This window comes from Bradyrhizobium sp. UNPA324 (assembly GCF_006658635.1).
In the GTDB taxonomy this organism is placed as follows: domain Bacteria; phylum Pseudomonadota; class Alphaproteobacteria; order Rhizobiales; family Xanthobacteraceae; genus Bradyrhizobium; species Bradyrhizobium nanningense.
The window spans coordinates 3,324,893-3,342,860 of the sequence record NZ_LFJD01000004.1 but is presented as its reverse complement, the minus strand read 5'-3'; the positions used below and the strand labels follow the sequence as shown (position 1 = coordinate 3,342,860).

The window sequence follows — 17,968 nt, the reverse complement described above, 5'->3', positions numbered from 1 at the left end:
CTAACTCTCCTCATCCGGAGTGGTCGTTGCGTCACGCTCATCGACAAGGCGCAGGCGCGCCATGTCGGTGGATTTCGCCTGCTCGCCAAGCACGCGTAGCATCTCGGCGCAGAGCTCCTCGGGCGAGCGGCCCATGGCGTAGCCTTCGAGGATGACGCCGACGGCGACGGCCCAGAACCGCCGCGAGCTTTCGTCGGGCGCGCGCAGCGAGCGCCAGCCGTGCCGCGCCACCTGGCTCGCATAGGCGCGCGCGCCTTCTCCGTGCAGACGCTCGATCGTGCGCTCGACGAGCGGCGCCAGATCCTGCCGGCGCCGCGTCAATGTCAGCGCTTCGGCGAAGAAAGCGACGGAATCGCTCGCCGTCACGGTCTGCGCCAGCGCATGGGTGTATTCCCGTGGCGTCCGCGCCTTCAGCGCCGCCTGCTCGGTCGCACGTGCCAGATACAAGAGGTCGCGGCAGGCGCATTCGACGAACAGCGCCTCCTTGGTGCGGAAGTAATAAGTGATCTGGCTCGGGAATGCGTCCGCTGCGGCCGCGATGTCGGTGATCGCCGTGCCCGACAGCCCCCGCTCCCGGAACAGCGGACTTGCCGCATCCAGCAGCAAGGAGCGCATCTTGCGGCCGGCCGACCGTGTGGCGCGCGCGGTGTGCTTGGGGTCGCCAGTCGAAGTCTCGAACGGAGCCTGAATCGATTCACCCGTCATCAGTACCTCCCGACCCGTTATTTGTATGGCATACAAACAAATAAATCAAGCCGGTATGCGAGGGTGGGTTTGGCGAGCCGACCAGCACCGTTTCGCCAGAAGCGAGGCGTTCAAACCTTGCCAAGTCAGCCAAAATCCGTATAAGGCGCGCATCCGCAGACCCCGGCCGGGAGCTGAACGGACGGTCTCAGCAAATCCTTCGTGATTTTGGTGTGGCAGGGCCAGTCGGCCCGTCGTCCCGTGTTTCCGCCTTCTGAGCTTAATCCCAGAGTCCTTTCCGAAGGCCTCTTAAGGGCTTGACGCCGGGCGATGCGCCAACATGAGGAAAGGACCACCATGGCTCTTTATGAGCATGTTTTTCTCGCGCGTCAGGACGCGAGCACGCAGCAGGTCGAAGAGCTGACTGCGCAGATGACCGGCATCGTCGAGGGTCTCGGCGGCAAGGTCACCAAGACCGAGAATTGGGGCGTGCGCTCCCTCACCTACCGTATGAACAAGAACCGCAAGGCGCACTTCGTGCTGCTCAACATCGACGCGCCGTCCGCGGCGATCGCCGAGATCGAGCGCCAGGAACGCATCAGCGAAGACGTGATCCGCTACCTCAGCGTCCGCGTCGAGGAGCTCGAGGAAGGCCCGTCCGCGATGATGCGCAAGGCCGACCGCGACCGCGAGCGTGACGATCGTGGCGGCGGCTTCCGCGATCGTGAAGGCGGCGGCTTCCGTGGCGACCGCGAAGGCGGTTTCCGTGGTGGCGATCGCGACGGTGGTGGCTTCCGCGGTGATCGCGGCCCGCGCCGTCCGCGCGACGAAGCTGAAACCACGACGACGGATGGGGAGTAAGAACAATGGCTGAAGCTGGTGCACGCCGCCCGTTTTTTCGTCGTCGCAAGAGCTGCCCGTTCACGGGCGCCAACGCTCCGAAGATCGACTACAAGGACTCCAAGCTCTTGATGCGTTACGTCTCCGAGCGCGGCAAGATCGTGCCGAGCCGCATCACGGCGGTGTCCGCGAAGAAGCAGCGTGAGCTCGCCCGCGCCATCAAGCGCGCGCGGTTCCTGGGCCTGCTGCCCTACGTCATTCGCTAAGATGACCAATTCGGCCGGCGGCCTCGAGCCGCCGGTCGCAACTTTTTCGAACTCATAAGGCTTCCGGGTCGTCCGGTCGCCGATGGTTGGGGCGAAATGCCTCTAACCGCTCGAAGGGAGCGGGACAGCTGATGATGCCATTTGTGCTGATCGCCCTGATCGCCGGCGCTGCGTCGGCCCTGATGTTCGCCTCGATCATTTCGGGCGCGCTGATCTCGCTCGTCCTGTTCTATCTCGCACCGCTGCCGCTGATGGTCGCCGCGATCGGCTGGGGACCGCTTTGCGCCAGCCTCGGCGGCATCGCTGCTGCGATCGGCCTCGGCGCCCTGTTCGGCCTGCCCTATTGCATCGCGTTCGCCGTCACTGTCGCCCTTCCCGCATGGTGGCTCGGCCATCTCGTGCTGCTCAGCCGTCCCGTCGGACCTGGCGCGCTGGACGACGCCACCGAACCGCCCGCCGAGCCTGAGCTCGAATGGTTTCCGGTCGGCCGCATCCTGCTATGGCTCGCCGGCTTCGCCGCGCTGACCACGATCGCCGCCCTGCTCACGCTCGGGACCGACGCCGACACCATCCTCGGCACGCTGCGGCGCGGCCTGATGCGCCTCCTCCGGGCCACCGACCCGCAAGGCTCCGGCGAAGCCGGTCAGTTCGTCGACGCGCTGGTGCGCATCGCACCGGCCGGGGCCACCATCATCGCGATGATGACGCTGACCCTCAACCTCTGGCTCAGCGCCAAGATCACGGCGACGTCGGGCCGGCTGCGGCGCCCGTGGCCGGACATGATGACGGCCGAGCTGCCGCCGATGACGCTGGTGGCGCTCTGCATCGCGCTCGCCTTCTGCTTCACCGGCGGGCTGCTCGCGATCGTCGCTCAGATCGCCGCGGCGGCGCTGATGATGGGCTATGCGCTGACCGGCTTCGCCGTGCTGCACACCCTCACGCTGGCGATGAAGAGCCGCACGTTCTGGCTCGGCTCGACCTACGCCGTCGTGGTCGTGTTCGGATGGCCCGTGATCGCGATGGTGATCCTCGGCCTTGCGGACGCCGTGTTCGGCTTCCGCGAACGTTTCCTGCGCAGCCGGCAACCGCCGCCGCTGCCGACCCCTTGAGTTCAACCCCGAAACCGAAACCAAGAGAGCACTTCAAAAGGAGAACGAATATGGAAGTCATTTTGCTGGAACGCGTCAACAAGCTCGGCCAGATGGGCGAAGTCGTGAAGGTTCGCGACGGCTACGCCCGCAATTTCCTGCTCAAGCGCGGCAAGGCGCTGCGCGCCACCGCCGACAACCGTTCCAAGTATGACGGCATGAAGGCCGAGCTCGAGGCCCGCAACCTCCAGGCCAAGGGTGAGGCGTCCAAGGTCGCCGAGAAGATCAAGGACAAGAACATCATCGTGATCCGCCAGGCCTCGGAAGCCGGCCAGCTGTTCGGCTCGGTCACGGTGCGCGACATCGTCATGGCGTTCGAAGCCGACGGCGTCCACCTCGACCGTCCGCAGGTGCAGCTCGACGCGCCGATCAAGACCATCGGCAAGCACACGGTCATCGTTGCCGTTCACCCCGAGGTCGAGGTCGAGATCACCGTCACGGTCGCCCGCAGCCAGGACGAGGCCGAGCGGATCAACCGCGGCGAGGACATCTCGACCCGCAACGAGGACCGCGACGCGGCCGCCGAGGCGATCGCCGCCGCCGGCGAGTTCTTCGATCCGGAAGCCGAGCACGACGAGGTCGAGCCGGCGGCGGCCGCGGAAGAGAAGTAACTCCAACATTGTCATTCCGGGATGGTCCGAAGGACCAGACCACAGGTGCGCAATTGTGCACCGGGGAATCTCGAGATTTCGGGTTCGATGCTTCGCATCGCCCCGGAATGACCAACAAAAAGGCTCGGTCGCCTCAGGCGGCCGGGCTTTTCGTTTTCGCGGCAACGTCCTCGCTCAACATCGCGATCGAGGCCAGCGCCGTTGCCGTATGCTTCTCGACACCGTCGCTGACGCAGAACACGTCGGCCGCAACCACCGAGACCTGGCGGCCCGGCTTGATCACCCGGGCGCGGCAGATCAGCTTCTCGCCGACCGCGGGCGACAACAGGTTGAGCTTGTATTCCGCCGTCAGCGCCGGTTGGCCGCGCGAGGTGGCGGCTGCGATCGTCGTGGCGTTGTCGACCAGAAAGGCGGTCACGCCGCCGTGGAAGAAGCCATGCTGCTGCAACAGCTCCGGCCGGCGATCCACGGCAATCGTGCAGGTGCCGCGCGACAATTCCGAAAGCTCGGCACCGACCAGGTTCATGAAGCCCTGCCGGCCGACATTGGCATGAATGCGCTCGGCAACGGCTGCGAATTCGGGGTCTGCTTCGGCGCGCATGCAGTCTCTCCTTATTGCTTGTTGATGCGATCGGGCGGCCGTAGCGCACGGATGGCGCAGGCGATCAGCGTGTCGGCCTCGACGCGCGGATCGGCGCGGTCCCGTCCCGACAGGAAGGCGCGGCAGAAAATCTGCGCCGGACCGATGAGCTGGCTGACGAACATCGCCGGCGTCATCGCCAAGAGCTCGCCGTTTGCAACCAGCGGCGCGCGCCAGCGCTCGATGCCTTCAGTGAGCCGCGCATTCTGTGCGCGCTGGGCGTCGCGAACGTCCTCGCCCCACTCGCTGCGCGAAATCTCGAAGAGGTAGCGCGCCTCGCGACGGCTGGTCACGACCCAGCCTAGATGTGCCCTGATCAAGCGATCGATTCCCTGCTCGGCACCCGGGGCGGGATGGAGCGCGACCAGCACCGCGGCGTGGTAGTGCCGCAAGACCTCCAGGAACAGCGCACCGGCAAGCTCCTTCTTCGAGCCGAAGGCGTGGAAGAAGCTGCCATTGGAGGCGCGCGCCCGGCTGCGGATCGCGGCCACCGTCGCAGCTTCGAAGCCGACGCGGTCGAACACGATCAGCCCGGCCGCCAACAGGTCGTCTCGCACGCTCGTCGTCATCGACGCCTCCTAGAGTATTACTCTAGAGTAAAGCTCCAATCCTGGTCAATACAGTGCGGAGGCCGCGACGAGCGCGGCCTCCGCATCTCGATCGAAAACGAGCTGGCTTAGCGCGAGATCGGCGGCGCTGGAGGCCCGGAGGACTCGGCTGGCGGGGCCGCGGCGGTCGCGGGCGGTGCCGGCTCCTGCGGCTTGGCCGCCGGTTCAGAGCTGGCAGCCGGCGCGGCGGGCTTGGGAGCAGCCTCTTCCGCCGGTTTGGGCTCGGCAGGCTTCGCGGCCGGTGCAGCCGGCGTTACCGCCGGGACCGGATCTGGCCGCAGAGCCGGAGTCTCGCTGCCGCGGGATTCGACCTTGGCGCTGTCAGGCTTGATCTCGACTGGTTTCTCGGACGCCTTGCTGCTGTCGGGCTTGGCCTCGTCGCGGCTGGGCTCGACCTTGGCTGCGTCGGGCCTGGTCTCCGGCTTGGTCTCGGGCTTGGGCTCGCTCTTCTCTTCAGTGGCTGGCGCAGCGGCGTCGAGCTTCGGCGTCTCTCCGGCGGCGGGCTTGCCGCGGCGCTTGCCCTTGCGTCCCTCGGGCGCAGCCTGGCCCTCGGGCTTCGAGCCGTCCTCGGCCGGCCGCGCCGCACGCTTCTGGCGGGCGCCCTCGGGCGCCGGAGCAGCAGCCTCGCCCTCCGGCCTGGCGGCGTCCTGGGCGCGCGGGCGGCGGCCCTGATGCTCGCCCGCCTGCCCCGGAGCGGTGTTGGCTTCCTTGTCCCTGGCGCCGTCCTTCTTGTCCTTGCCGTCCTTGGCCTGGAAGCGGGCGTCGGTGGCGCCGTTGGAGACGAGATAGGAGGCGAGAATGCCCGCCATGTCCGAGCTCGTGGTGTAGTGCTGGCGCAGGAAGCCCGGCAGCGAGCCCGGCGCGACGGACTTCAGAAGCCCGCGCGGGCTCTTGTGGCACGCGTTGCAGGTCTGCGCGAAAATCTGAGACGGGGTTTTGCCGGCCTCGAGGTTCGTCGCCTGCGCAAGGACGGTATCGGTCGCGCCGAAGCCGATCAGAAGCAGTACCGTCGCGAGGCTGAGCGCTCGGCTCGACATTCCCATCATCTCCATTGAATTCCGAGGGGTGCCGCCGGCCTCCGGCGCGGCGGCGGGTCACCTTTTATCCGATTGGGCCGCGAATGGAAGCAGCCTCCAAGCGCAAGGATGTGATTAAGCGCTTTTCGAATATCGGCTGTGAACTCAGCGCAATAGCGCAACCCGCCCCCGCACCCTAGATTTAGATGCAAGCGCATAGGAACCGCTGCGGCGCCTGGGCGTCAGATGTGAAGGCCGGGTTAGTCGCATCTTTCGGGTTCGCTCGAGAGGAAATGTCGATGGACCGTTTGTTACGTAGATTCCTGTCTCAATTCATCCGCCGCGGGTCGATGACGGTGACCGGCTCCAGTGGATCGAAGTTCACCGTCGGCGACGGCACCGGCGAGCCGGTCGCGGTGCGCTTCGGCACCGCAGAGGCGGAGCGGAAGATCCTCGTCAATCCCGAGCTCGGGCTTGGCGAGGCCTATATGGACGGCGAGTTCATCGTCGAACGCGGCACCATCGCCGATGCCCTCGCTATCCTGCTCGATCAACCCGACCTATTGCCGCAATGGGCCAAACCCTGGTGGCATCTGCGCTATCTGACGCGGCACCTGAAACAGTTCAATCCGCGCTCGCGCTCCCGCCAGAACGTCGCGCATCATTATGATCTCGACGCCCGGCTCTATTCGCTCTTCCTGGACGCCGACAAGCAATACAGCTGCGCCTATTTCGAGACGCCGGAAAGCACGCTCGACGACGCGCAGCTTGCCAAGAAACGGCACATCGCCGCCAAACTGCTCATCAAGCCCGGCCAGCGCGTACTCGACATCGGCTCCGGCTGGGGCGGGCTCGGGCTCTATCTCGCCGAGACCACGGGCGCCGATGTCACGGGCGTGACGCTGTCGACCGAGCAGTTGCAGATCGCCAATGCGCGCGCGGCCGAAAAGGGCCTGACCGGCTCGGCCCGATTCCTGCTTCAGGACTATCGCGACGTCGCCGGCCCGTTCGACCGCATCGTCTCGGTCGGCATGTTCGAGCATGTCGGCGCCCGCTTCTACGACACCTACTTCCAGCGCTGCGCCGAGCTGCTCAGCGAAAACGGCATCATGCTGCTGCATTCGATCGGCCGTTCGCAGGGCCCGGATTCGACCAACCCCTGGATCGCCAAATACATCTTCCCCGGCGGCTACATCCCGGCCTTATCGGAGGTGCTGCCGGCGATCGAGCGCGCCGGCCTCCTGGTCTGCGATATCGAGATCCTGCGCCTGCACTACGCGGAAACGCTGAAAGCCTGGCGGGAACGTTTCATGGCGCGGCGTGAGGAGGCCGTACAGCTCTACGACGAGCGCTTCGCGCTGATGTGGGAATTCTATCTGGCGGCCTGCGAGATGACGTTCCGCAAGCAAGCCATGATGAACTTCCAGATCCAGCTCACGCGCCGCCAGGGCGAGGTGCCGATGACCCGCGACTACTTGCCGCGCGAAGAAGCCCGGCTGCGCGCTCACGAAGGCGTGGCCAGGCCGAGGCTCAAATTGGCTGGTGAATAGGTTCTAGTGACGCAGGGTCGAAATCGGGGGGCACCGGACGAGGGCCGTTAACGCCAGTTGCGCCCGCAGTTCACGTAGGATTTCGGGAGCGACAGGCTGGCAACGCACTTCGGGTCGTTCAGCGTGCTCCATGGCCGCAATCAGTCCCGACAGCCAAAGCCGGCTACCTGCCTCGCTTCGCCAAATCTGGTGCTGCCGTTCTGGCCGCATCGCTTGCCTCGTTCCCTGTTGGCGGGCCGTGGGAGACAATTCCCTGCCCGTCCGCCTGTTCCGCTCATAGCCCCGAAAGAATCCGGGAGGATGTGATCCAGTTCACATAAGTCCGGTCGGGCCTGGCTTAGACCGTCGCCATGAGCAAAGAGACCCGAACCTCATTCGACGTGCAGGACGACCTCCGCACTGATTACGCCCTGATCATTACCGGCGTCGGGGCGGCTCTGGTTGCGCTGGTCTACCTTCCTGCTGGTCTGAACCCGAGCCGGAAGCGCGCCGGCGTGCGCCTTTTCGCGCGCTTCTTGATTAGGTCTGCACGCCAATCCATAAAGTTCATGATTTCAGGATCTTTCCATGGCGCGGCCGCATCCGGGCCGGAGCGGGTTCCGCGAAAATCCGTCAAGCGCGGCGCGTGCTGCGACTGCTAATCATCCACCATTTTAACTGAGCGGTTGATAGCGGTCAGCTTTCGCTTCCGCTTTGACCTGCGGCGGCGCTTTATCCCGGCCCCGCATCCGCCCAAGAAAATTGCTAAGCACGTCCGACCATGGCCCTGACTGATTCGAACGTTCTCAAACTCGCACCCGACGCCGGAACTCCCGCCTATCGGAGCGCTCCGCATAATATCGAGGCGGAACAGAGCCTTCTGGGCGCGATCCTGGTCAACAACGATGCCTTCTACCGCGTCTCCGACTTCCTGGAGGCGAAGCATTTCTTCGAGCCGCTGCACCAGACCATCTTCGAGACCGCCGGCAGCCTGATCCGGATGGGCAAGATCGCGACGCCCGTCACGCTGAAGACGTTCCTGCCCGCCGACACCGATGTCGGCGGCATGACCATCGGGCAATATCTTGCGCGGCTCGCCGCCGAAGCGACCACCATCATCAACGCTCAGGATTACGGCCGCACCGTCTACGACCTGTCGCTTAGGCGCGACCTGATCGGCATCGGCGAAGACATGGTCAATGTCGCCTATGACGCTCCGGTCGACTTCCAGCCCCGGGCGCAGATCGAGGACGCCGAGCGCAAGCTTTACGAACTCGCCGAATCCGGCCGCTATGACGGCGGCTTCCAGAAATTCTCGCAGGCACTGGCAGTCGCGGTCGATCTCGCGGCCAAGGCGTTCCAGCGCGACGGCAAGCTGTCCGGCATCTCGACGGGCATGCGCGACCTCGACACCAAGATGGGTGGCCTGCAGCACTCCGACCTCATCATCGTCGCGGGCCGTCCCGGCATGGGCAAGACCTCGCTGGCGACCAACATCGCCTACAACGTCGCCCAGGCCTATGTGCCGGAGCTCCAGGCCGACGGCACCATGAAGGCCGCCAATGGCGGCGTCATCGGCTTCTTCTCCTGTGAAATGTCGGCCGACCAGCTCGCCACGCGTATCGTCGCCGAACGCACCGGCGTCCCCTCCTCCCAAATCCGCCGCGGCGGCATCTCGGAAGCCGATTTCGAGAAGATCCGGGAGGTCTCGATCGAGCTGCAGTCGCTGCCCTTCTACGTCGACGCCACCGGCGGCCTGTCGATCGCGCAGCTGATGGCGCGGGCGCGCCGGCTGAAGCGCCAGAAGGGCCTCGATCTCCTCGTGATCGACTACATCCAGCTGCTCTCGGGCTCGGGCAAGCGAAGCGACAATCGCGTGCAGGAAATCACTGAGATCACGACGAGCCTGAAGGCGCTGGCCAAGGAGCTCAACGTTCCCGTGATCGCGCTGTCGCAGCTCTCGCGCCAGGTGGAATCGCGCGACGACAAGCGGCCGCAGCTCTCCGACTTGCGTGAATCCGGATCAATCGAGCAGGACGCCGACGTCGTGCTGTTCGTTTACCGCGAGGAATATTACCTCGCGATGAAGGAGCCGCGCCCAGGCACGCCTGAACACGAGAAGTGGCAGCTTGACATGAGTCTTGCGCATGGAAAGGCCGAGGTCATCATCGGCAAGCAGCGCCACGGCCCGACCGGCACCGTCGATTTGGCGTTCGAAGCCTCAGTCACGCGGTTCGGCGACCTCGCGCCTGACAGTCAGCTCCCCGCGCGCAGTGGCAACGACTACTGAGTTCCTTGAACAATATCTGCCTCTTGCGTAAAACGGCGCCATGACAATGGCGTCCGATCCGAAAATGAACCCGCAATCCGGCCTTCTCTCCGCGGAGGCCAATCAGGCTGCCGCGCTCGCCGCTTATGGCGGCGTGCTGACCGTCGATCTCGACGCCATCATCGCCAACTGGCGCAAGCTCGAGAAGACGGCGGTGCCGGCCGAATGCTCGGCGGTGATCAAGGCCGACGCCTATGGCTGCGGTGCCGAGCAGATCGCGCGTGCGCTGAACAAGGCCGGCTGCAAGACCTTTTTCGTCGCCACCATCGAGGAAGCGCGCAAGGTGCGCGCGGCCGTCCCGGAGCCCACGATCTACGTGCTCGGCGGCTATTTCCAGAACACCGGCGAGCACTACGCCAAGATCAATTGCCGCCCGGTGATCGGCGACCTCAACGAGCTTGCCGAATGGGACGTGTTCTGCCGTCGCACCGGCTGGACCGGCGGCGCGGCGGTTCACATCGACACCGGCATGAACCGGCTTGGCCTCACGCTTGCAGAAGCGCAGGCCATCATTCCCCGCATCAACGCCGGCGATCACGGCATCACCCTGGTGATGAGCCATCTGGTCTCGGCCGAGCAGCTCAACAGCCCGGTGAACGCCAGGCAGCTCGCCGCCTTCCGCAGCATCGCCAGCGAATTCTCCGGCGTGCCGGCCGCGCTCGCCAATTCCTCCGGCATCTTCCTGGGCGCGCCCTTCCAGTTCGACCTGGTGCGGCCGGGGGCTGCGCTCTACGGCGTCAACCCGACGCCGGAGGCCGACAATCCGATGCAGCAGGTGGTCGACCTCAAGGCGCGCATCGTGCAGACCCGCACCATCGAGCGCGGCGAGAGCGTCGGTTATGGCGGCACCTGGACCGCACGGCGGCCGACGAAACTCGCGATCATCGCGGTCGGTTATGCCGACGGCTATTTCCGCGCCGCCAGCTCCAATGACGGCACCCGCGGCGCCGAAGTCATCGTCGCCGGCAAGCGCTGTCCGGTCGCGGGACGCATCTCTATGGACCTCATCGCGATCGACATCACCGATCTGCCGCCAAATGCGGCGCGGCGTGGCCATATGGTGACGCTGCTCGGCGAGGGCATCACCGTCGACGAGCTCGCACATCATTTCGGCACCATCGGCTATGAAGTGCTGACCAGCCTCGGCCACCGCTACGCGCGACTCTACAAGGGCGGCAATGTGGAGGAGCCGCTGGCGAAGCCGGAGCCCGCGTCGAACGCCACGCAGCCGCCCTCGCCGCCACCACTCGAGCAGCCCGCCGCCCCGCCGCCGCTGCCGGGCTAGACGTCGCGCACGTGCCCCGGACGCAGCGCAGTGCGCCCCTGGCGATGCGAAGCATCGTCCAGCACGCGGTGCGCTGCAGAGCCGGGGCCCATCTCGTTACATTCTGACCGTGTTGCCCTTCTGGGTCCCGGCTCGCACTAAGTCCGGGACACGGAAGGGATCGCTTACTTCTTCTTCCTGTTGTCCAGCGCCTCTTTGCAGGTCGCGCTGAGCTGATCGCGCTTGTCGGTGAGGCAGGCGACGACTCGGCCGCCACCGGGCGCGATGCCGGCGCAGAATTTGTCGTAGTCTGCCTTGCAGGCACCGCGCGGGTCGGACGATTGTGCCGACGCGAGCCCGGAGAGCGCGACGGCGACGACGATGACGGCAAAGTTCAACTTGGACATTGTATCTCCGGGTACGGAAGGCAGGAGCCGGTAGCTCTACATGAAGATCGCGACATTCAACATCAACAACATCAACCGCCGCCTGCCCAATCTCTTGGCGTGGCTGCGCACGGCGAAGCCCGATGTCGTCGCGCTTCAAGAATTGAAGGCAAGTGATGGCGAATTTCCGGCGGCCGCGATCGAAAAGGCCGACTATGGCGCGGTGTGGCGCGGACAAAAGACCTGGAACGGGGTCGCCATCCTCGCACGCAAGGCTACGCCGATCCTGACCCGCGACCGCTTGCCCGGAAGACCTGGCGATCACGAAGCCCGCTACATCGAGGCCGCCGTGCGCGGCATCATCGTCACCAGCATCTATCTGCCGAACGGCAATCCGCAGCCGGGTCCGAAATTCGACTACAAGCTGGACTGGTTCGCGCGCCTCAAGCGCCACGCCAATACTTTCATCAAGCAGGATCTGCCCGTCGTGCTTGCCGGCGACTACAACGTCGCGCCAACGGAGATCGACATCTATCCGACGCGCTCATGGGACAAGGATGCGCTGGTCCAGCCCAAGAGCCGCGCGGCATTTGCCTCGCTGGTCTCACAGGGCTGGTGCGATGCGATCCGCGAGCAGCATCCGGAGCGGCGCATCTACACGTTCTGGGACTACAAGCGGAACCGCTGGCCGCGCGATGCGGGCCTCAGGCTCGATCATCTCCTGCTCAGCCCTGCCCTTGCCTCACGGTTGGCGAAGGCTGGTGTCGACAGAGACGTGCGCGGCGAGGACGGTGCGAGCGATCACGCGCCGGCATGGGTGGTTTTGAAATAGCCACGATGACGGTGCCGTAGGTGAGCAAAGCGGAGCGTGCCCACCATAATTCGCTTACCGAGACAGGTGGTGGGCGCGGCGCAAGTGCGCCTTTACCCAGCCTACAAAAGAGTGTGGTTCACCGTCCGTAATATTCCTGAACCGTATCCCACGCCGCCTTCTGCAGCAATTGCCTCGTCCCGGCGTCCAGCCCCACGATCGTGTATGCATTGTCGACCGGCGAACGTCCCGTCACCGCCGCGAACGTCACGCATGCCGCAAGGTACGTGCCCGCCGGACTCGGATGCCGCTTGTCCGGCGCGTAGAGATTGAGTTCCGGCTGCAGCTTGCGCACGCGCGCGAAGGCAAGACCTGCGGGAATGACCAGTGCATCGTTGGCATTGCCCGCGGTCGTATAAGCCTCGGCCAATGCCTCCGTCATCTCGGGCTTGTCGGCATAGGCCCAGGACATGAACAGCGCCGGCCGCATGCCGTGGGTGCGGACGATCTCGCTGTCTTTCTTCGCGAAGGTCGTGAACGCATCCTTCAATTGCGGATGGATCGGGCACTGGCTGCAATCCATCATCACGACGGTGTCGTACTGCCGGCCCGGCTTGTTGAAGATGACGTTGTTCTGCTCGTCGAAGGAATAGGCGCCGAGGCCGGCCGGCCGCAGCAGATTGTCCATGTCGTGCCAGTCGAGGCCGGAGCCGCCGATGGTCACCATGGTGTTGCGGTACGCCCTCTTGTTTGCGGGATCGGCAGCCCGCTCCATGAAGGTGAGATGCCCGGGCATGCCGTTGTTGTAGTAGAAGAAGCTGTTGCCGACGAACAGCACGGCCTTTGGGAAGTCAGGTCCGAGCGATGTCACCTTCGGCTTGGTCTGCGCCTCTGCGTTGAATCCGGCTACAACGGCCAGACACATTGCGAGCATCACTCGCGCAAAAAGACGCATGGCTTCCTCCCTATTCTTCAGAGCCGGAACCAAATCAGCTTTTCAAAATCGCCTCAAGAGCACCAACACGCGGCGGACATGCGCCTTGCATGCTCACCACAGATTCTTCCCGTCGATCACGTTGACCGGCACCGCCTCGAGATCGAAATCGTCGAACAGCCGCGCATTCACCGCGACCTTGGGATTGTCGAAGTCGGGCTTGCCGGTCGACCAGTCCGGTGACTCCGAATAGGTGCCGCAGCCGCAATTCGCGCAGAAATGGTGTTTGACCGTGCGGCTGCCCCAGAGATAGGTCGCGACATTGTCCAGCGGTGACAACAGGCGAAACTGCGCCGGCGTGTAATAGGCCCACAACGCGCCGCGCTTGGCGCAGAGCGAACACGTGCAGCGCGTGACGTTCGAGGGCGCCTCCGTCACCTCGAACACCGTCTCCCCGCAATGACAGCTTGCCTCGATCGGCATGACCCGCTCCCCGTTTTGTCAGGGGATGGTCGTAGCCAGCCCCTGCTGCCAACATGCTGTCAGCAGCGCGACGCCTGAACAAGAAATACGAAAACAACCCCATGCAAAGTAGCCGGCCTCAGTTGATTCAATGACTTACGGGTATTCCGAAAGTCCCCAGCCCCGGCCTGAAATGCCTCGAGTCCGTCCCGAGACCGGCATGGCCCATGCGCCATGCAAATAGGTTCCTTCGCCGGGGACGGATCGCTCGCGCCGCTGCCAGCGGCTAAGCTCTCCCGATTCCCGGAGCGTTCTTCGTGGCCTTTCTCTTCGTCCTCGCGGTCGGCCTCATCGCCGGCACCATATCAGGCATCGTCGGCACCGGCTCGTCGATCATGCTGATGCCGGTGCTGGTCTATGCCTATGGGCCGAAGGAGGCCGTGCCGATCATGGCGGTGGCTTCCGTGATGGCGAATTTCTCGCGCATCCTGGCCTGGTGGCGTGAGGTCGACTGGCGGGCTTGCGCGGCCTATTCGGTCACGGGCATTCCGGCCGCGGTGCTCGGCGCGCGAACGCTGCTGGCGCTGCCTTCGCATGCCGTCGACCTCGCCATCGGCGCCTTCCTGATCGCGATGGTGCCGGTCCGGCACTGGCTGGCGCGGCACGATTTGAAGGCCAATCTCCGGCACCTTGCGATCGGCGGCGCGATCATCGGCTATCTCACCGGCATCGTCGTCTCCACCGGCCCGCTCAGCGTGCCGCTGTTCCTGTTCTATGGCCTCAGCAAAGGGGCGTTTCTTGCCACCGAGGCCGCCTCCTCGCTCGGTCTCTACTTTGCGAAGTCGGTGACCTTCGAACGTTTCGGCGCGCTGACCGGCGATGTCTTCATGAAGGGCCTGATCGCGGGCGCCTCGCTGATGTCGGGCGCCTTCATCGCCAAGCGCTTCGTGCTGCACCTGAAGCCGGACATGTTCCGCCTGCTGATGGACGCAATCATGATCGCAGCCGGGCTCTCGATGCTGTGGAACGCGACGCAGTCCTGATCGCGCTCAGGCGAATTCGGGCGCGATCGAGGGGCTGTCGACGAGGACGCAGCTGTTGGCCGCCGGCTGCCCCTCGAGCCATTGCAGCACGGCGTCGAGCGGCTGCGGCCGCTGATAGAAATAGCCCTGCCCGAACCTCACGCCCATCTCACGCATGGCCGCGGCCTGTTCGGCGCGCTCGATGCCCTCCGCGACCAGAGTGAGCCCCAGCGTGCCGGCGAGCGATGCGATCACGCCGACGATCGCCTTGTCTTCGGCGCTATCGGGAATCTCGCTGATGAACGCCTTGTCGATCTTGACCTTGTCGAGCGGGAAGCGCCTGAGATGAGCGAGCGAGCTGTAGCCGGTGCCGAAATCGTCGAGCGCGATCGTGGCACCGAGGCGGCGCAGGCGATGCAGCGTCTCGGCGGCGCTGGCGATATTGTTGATCAGCGAGCCCTCGGTGATCTCGAGCTCCAGCAGCGATGCCGCGACATCGAAGCGCGCGCAGGTCGCGCGCAGCTCGGCGGCGAGCGAATGGTCGGCGAGCTCGGACGGCGGCAGATTGATCGCGATCCGGATCTGCGGCCTGCCGGCGGCGGCGAGCCGTTGCAGCGCCCAGCAGGCGTCGGTCAGCACGTAACGGGTCAGTCGTGCATTATTGCCGCTGCGCTCGATCAGCGGCAGGAATTCGGCCGGCCCGATCACGCCGTGTTCGGGATGACGCCAGCGGATCAACGCTTCCAGGCCGACCACGTCGTGGCTTTCGAGGTCGACCTGACTCTGGTACCAGACCTCGAACTGTCCCTCGGCAAAGCCCGCGGGAATGGCGAGCTCGAGATCCCTGCGGCGGCGATAGTCGCGCTGAAGCGCTTCATCCAGCACCGCGACCGTGCCCGGCGCCTTGCTCTTGGCATGATAGAGCGCGATATCGGCCAGCGTCGGCAGATGCGACAGCTCCGGATCGTCAGCGCGGCGCACGGCAAGGCCGATGCTGGCGCGCGGCACCACCTGCTTGTCGTGGAGCCGGATCGGATCGGAAATGGCGTCCAGCACCTGCTGTGCGAATGCGTGCGCCGAGGCTTCGTTGCTCACCTCGGGACGAATGACGACGAATTCGTCGCCGCCGAGCCGGGCGACCCAATCTTCCGCTTCGACCGCGCGACGAAGACGCTGGGAAATCTGAACCAGGAACTTGTCGCCGGCCTCGTGGCCGAAAGTGTCGTTGATGCCCTTGAAGTCGTCGAGATCGATGAAGCAGAACGCGACCAGCGCGTCCGGCCTGCCTCCATCGCGGCTCGCGACGGCCAGACGCTCGGTCAGGGAGCGCCGGTTGGGTAGCCCCGTGAGCGGATCGTGCGCGGCCATGTGTCCGAGCCGGTCGAGCGCGCCTGACGTCGTATGCTGCATGGCGTTGAAGGCGCGCGCGAGCTGGCCGAATTCGTTCGAGGATGTGACGTCCGCCGGATAGGCCCGGCCATCCTGCTTGCTGCGCTGGATCGCCGACATCATGGCCGCCAGCGGCCTGCCGATGAAGATGTTGGCGGAAATCCGCATGGCGATCAGGGTCGCAAAGGTTGCGAGCAGGCCGACGACCAGCAGCAGCACCAGCCGGCTGCCCGCGTCGGCGGAAAGCGCCGCATGGGAATAGGCGATCGCGATGCGACCGGCCTGAACGGCCATGTTGCCGTTGCTGTAGTGGATCGGACGCGAGACCTCCGCGACCGCCTGGCCTTCGGGGTGCGCCACCACGCGGGCAATCGCCGCGCCCGTATCGTCATAGACGGTCGCCGCCGCGATGGTCTCGTCGTGCATGATCTCGTTGAGCACGCCCGTGACCTGGTCGTAGCGCATCTTCCAGAGCGGCTCGGCGATCAGCTCGGCCCGGCTCTCGGCGACGCGGGCCATGCGGGCGTCGAGCTGCCTGATCTGCGACCAGAAGCTCGAAGCCTCGACGCCGGCCGAGGCGAGCAATTGCACCAGCAGCAGAACGGGGACGGTGGCCCAGATCATGGCGCGGACGACGGAGCGCAAGCGCGGCGGCGCGGCCTCGTCGTTGCGTTCGGGATCGGTCATCGCCTCGTCCTTGCGCATCAGTCTGCGGCGCCTTCGGGAAGCGGCAGGGACGAAATGAGCGCGTCGAGGGAAAAGTCATAGTGACCGCAGCGTCCGGCCTTCGCCCGGAACTTCGCGAAGTCGATCCGGTCGAAGGCGCGCGTCTTGATGAGATCGCCGACCGAGGCGAGATTGTCGCGCGTGATTGCTGAGGTCTTGACCTCGACGCGGGGTGAAACTGCCGCGAAATCGCAGCCGTCGGCATAGTCGCGCAGCAGGACGATCGACCAGCCGCCGAGCAGGAAATGCCCGCCGTCGGTCAGCAGCAGGCGGCCTGCCCTGATCTCGCGTAGCGCATCCTCCGACCAGTTGAGGCCGACCAGCTGGATGTCGCGGCCGGGCACGAGGCCGGCCGCGACCACAGCGCGCAGCGCGCCGAGCGCCATCGGATCGTTTCCGGCCCAGATGCCGGCGGGCCGGATCTCCTTGCGCGAGGCCCAGCCCAGATAATTCGTCGTGACCTGCTCGGCCTCCGACTGCGTCCAATTGGCGAACAGCAACCGGTCCATCACGACGTCAGGCGCGGCATCCACCGCGAGCTTGAGACCGGCATTGCGCGCGATCGAGGCGGGCGTGATCTCGTCGCCGCCGATGCCGAGAAGATGGATCTTGCCGTCCGCGCTCTGCCATTTCTCGGTACGCGCCGCCGCGATCAGGGCATTGGCCATCCGTGCGCCCGCGGTCTGAAGGTCGGTGGTGATGTCGCCGAGCCATGTCTTGAGCTTTTGCCGCGGCGGTCCAAGACGCGCCGCATCCTCGCCGATCAGCGTGTTCGAGAGCAGCAGCGTCTTGACGCCCGCAGCCTCGGCCGCCTCCAGGATCGGAACGGCGGCGGATTCCTCGTTCGACAGGATGAGGAAATCGGGCTTGTCGCGACGTGCCACCACGCCGAGGCCGAGCTCCTGCATGGTGCGGTAGTTGCGTTCGCTGGTCAGCACCTCGACATGCGCGTCGAGCTTGCGGCCGGCGGCCTGCATGCTCTGCGCGACCATGTCCCAGAAGACCTCGCCGGTCTTGCCGGGATTGACGAAGACGATGTCGAGGGGCTTGGCAAGGGGCTTGGCAAGGCTACGGCCGGCAGACGCGAAAACGCCGCAGGCCATGCCCGCAGCGAGCAATATTCGCAGGAATCCCTTCATTTCGCTTCGCCCGCCCCTGATGGTTCCGAGGTTGGACCCACGTCCGCTAACATTTCGCAAAATCCACCGGGCCACAGCGGCACAGAGCTAATGAAAGGTTTATCTGCCGTTCCGGATTGAGATAATCGAAGCGCCGGCGATCACCCCGCCATTCCGTGCTATCA

Annotated in this window: 19 protein-coding genes; 10 read left to right on the top strand and 9 right to left on the bottom strand. The window is 65.3% G+C overall.

All coding sequences use genetic code 11. The features are described from left to right. Nucleotides 1-705, bottom strand: coding sequence for a TetR/AcrR family transcriptional regulator C-terminal domain-containing protein (locus UNPA324_RS16160; RefSeq protein ID WP_141935123.1), 705 nt, complete (start codon nt 703-705; stop codon nt 1-3). A 336-nt stretch (nt 706-1,041) separates the two neighbouring features. Here UNPA324_RS16160 and rpsF point away from each other — a divergent pair, with 336 nt between their 5' ends. The 4 genes from rpsF (at nt 1,042) to rplI (ending at nt 3,549) form a co-directional block, all read left to right on the top strand. After that, nucleotides 1,042-1,545, top strand: a complete 504-nt coding sequence (gene rpsF / locus UNPA324_RS16155; protein ID WP_128917556.1) for a 30S ribosomal protein S6 — start codon at nt 1,042-1,044, stop codon at nt 1,543-1,545. A 5-nt stretch (nt 1,546-1,550) separates the two neighbouring features. Continuing rightward, the gene (gene rpsR / locus UNPA324_RS16150) at nt 1,551-1,790 is read left to right on the top strand and encodes a 30S ribosomal protein S18 (RefSeq protein ID WP_007592020.1); all 240 of its coding nucleotides are present in this window, start codon (nt 1,551-1,553) and stop codon (nt 1,788-1,790) included. A 131-nt stretch (nt 1,791-1,921) separates the two neighbouring features. Beyond that, the gene (locus tag UNPA324_RS16145; RefSeq protein ID WP_141935122.1) at nt 1,922-2,899 is read left to right on the top strand and encodes a hypothetical protein; all 978 of its coding nucleotides are present in this window, start codon (nt 1,922-1,924) and stop codon (nt 2,897-2,899) included. A gap of 50 nt (nt 2,900-2,949) precedes the next feature. Next, on the top strand, nt 2,950-3,549 hold the full coding sequence (rplI, locus tag UNPA324_RS16140; RefSeq protein WP_128917558.1) for a 50S ribosomal protein L9: 600 nt from the start codon (nt 2,950-2,952) through the stop codon (nt 3,547-3,549). Between the two features lie 133 nt (nt 3,550-3,682). On the opposite strand, the gene UNPA324_RS16135 is transcribed toward rplI, so the two are convergent. The 3 genes from UNPA324_RS16135 to UNPA324_RS16125 form a co-directional block, all read right to left on the bottom strand. Then, the gene (locus tag UNPA324_RS16135; RefSeq protein WP_128948008.1) at nt 3,683-4,150 is read right to left on the bottom strand and encodes a PaaI family thioesterase; all 468 of its coding nucleotides are present in this window, start codon (nt 4,148-4,150) and stop codon (nt 3,683-3,685) included. An 11-nt stretch (nt 4,151-4,161) separates the two neighbouring features. Beyond that, nucleotides 4,162-4,758, bottom strand: coding sequence for a TetR/AcrR family transcriptional regulator (locus tag UNPA324_RS16130; RefSeq protein ID WP_141935121.1), 597 nt, complete (start codon nt 4,756-4,758; stop codon nt 4,162-4,164). Between the two features lie 107 nt (nt 4,759-4,865). Next, nucleotides 4,866-5,834: a hypothetical protein gene (locus UNPA324_RS16125; RefSeq protein ID WP_181769412.1), complete on the bottom strand. Its 969-nt coding sequence runs from the start codon at nt 5,832-5,834 to the stop codon at nt 4,866-4,868. 278 nt (nt 5,835-6,112) lie between these two features. On the opposite strand from UNPA324_RS16125, the gene UNPA324_RS16120 reads away from it, so the two are divergent. The 4 genes from UNPA324_RS16120 to alr all read left to right on the top strand — a co-directional run bounded on the left by UNPA324_RS16120 (nt 6,113) and on the right by alr (nt 10,956). Beyond that, entirely contained in the window at nt 6,113-7,363 is a 1,251-nt protein-coding gene (locus UNPA324_RS16120; RefSeq protein WP_164935996.1) for a cyclopropane fatty acid synthase, read from the top strand. A 350-nt stretch (nt 7,364-7,713) separates the two neighbouring features. Beyond that, nucleotides 7,714-8,004 (top strand): hypothetical protein, encoded by a 291-nt coding sequence (locus UNPA324_RS16110; protein ID WP_141935119.1) that lies wholly within the window; start codon nt 7,714-7,716, stop codon nt 8,002-8,004. Between the two features lie 119 nt (nt 8,005-8,123). Further along, nucleotides 8,124-9,632: a replicative DNA helicase gene (locus UNPA324_RS16105; protein ID WP_128917564.1), complete on the top strand. Its 1,509-nt coding sequence runs from the start codon at nt 8,124-8,126 to the stop codon at nt 9,630-9,632. 46 nt (nt 9,633-9,678) lie between these two features. Continuing rightward, on the top strand, nt 9,679-10,956 hold the full coding sequence (alr, locus tag UNPA324_RS16100) for an alanine racemase (protein WP_181769665.1): 1,278 nt from the start codon (nt 9,679-9,681) through the stop codon (nt 10,954-10,956). Nucleotides 10,957-11,120: 164 nt separating this feature from the next. On the opposite strand, the gene UNPA324_RS16095 is transcribed toward alr, so the two are convergent. After that, a complete protein-coding gene (locus UNPA324_RS16095) occupies nt 11,121-11,342 on the bottom strand; it encodes a cysteine rich repeat-containing protein (protein WP_128917566.1) in 222 nt (73 codons plus the stop codon). 40 nt (nt 11,343-11,382) lie between these two features. On the opposite strand from UNPA324_RS16095, the gene UNPA324_RS16090 reads away from it, so the two are divergent. Beyond that, nucleotides 11,383-12,153 (top strand): exodeoxyribonuclease III, encoded by a 771-nt coding sequence (locus tag UNPA324_RS16090; RefSeq protein ID WP_141935117.1) that lies wholly within the window; start codon nt 11,383-11,385, stop codon nt 12,151-12,153. 118 nt (nt 12,154-12,271) lie between these two features. Here the strand turns inward: UNPA324_RS16090 and UNPA324_RS16085 are convergent, their stop codons facing one another. Then, nucleotides 12,272-13,087 (bottom strand): SGNH/GDSL hydrolase family protein, encoded by an 816-nt coding sequence (locus UNPA324_RS16085; protein WP_128917568.1) that lies wholly within the window; start codon nt 13,085-13,087, stop codon nt 12,272-12,274. A 93-nt stretch (nt 13,088-13,180) separates the two neighbouring features. Then, the gene (locus UNPA324_RS16080) at nt 13,181-13,549 is read right to left on the bottom strand and encodes a GFA family protein (RefSeq protein ID WP_128917569.1); all 369 of its coding nucleotides are present in this window, start codon (nt 13,547-13,549) and stop codon (nt 13,181-13,183) included. A 296-nt stretch (nt 13,550-13,845) separates the two neighbouring features. Here UNPA324_RS16080 and UNPA324_RS16075 point away from each other — a divergent pair, with 296 nt between their 5' ends. Further along, a complete protein-coding gene (locus UNPA324_RS16075) occupies nt 13,846-14,571 on the top strand; it encodes a sulfite exporter TauE/SafE family protein (protein WP_128917570.1) in 726 nt (241 codons plus the stop codon). A 6-nt stretch (nt 14,572-14,577) separates the two neighbouring features. Here UNPA324_RS16075 and UNPA324_RS16070 read toward each other — a convergent pair whose 3' ends face one another. Both UNPA324_RS16070 and UNPA324_RS16065 read right to left on the bottom strand, forming a co-directional pair. Next, a complete protein-coding gene (locus UNPA324_RS16070; RefSeq protein ID WP_141935116.1) occupies nt 14,578-16,644 on the bottom strand; it encodes a putative bifunctional diguanylate cyclase/phosphodiesterase in 2,067 nt (688 codons plus the stop codon). Continuing rightward, nucleotides 16,644-17,804, bottom strand: coding sequence for an ABC transporter substrate-binding protein (locus UNPA324_RS16065; RefSeq protein WP_141935115.1), 1,161 nt, complete (start codon nt 17,802-17,804; stop codon nt 16,644-16,646). The genes UNPA324_RS16070 and UNPA324_RS16065 overlap by 1 nt, the downstream gene beginning before the upstream one ends. Between the last annotated feature and the right edge of the window lie 164 nt (nt 17,805-17,968).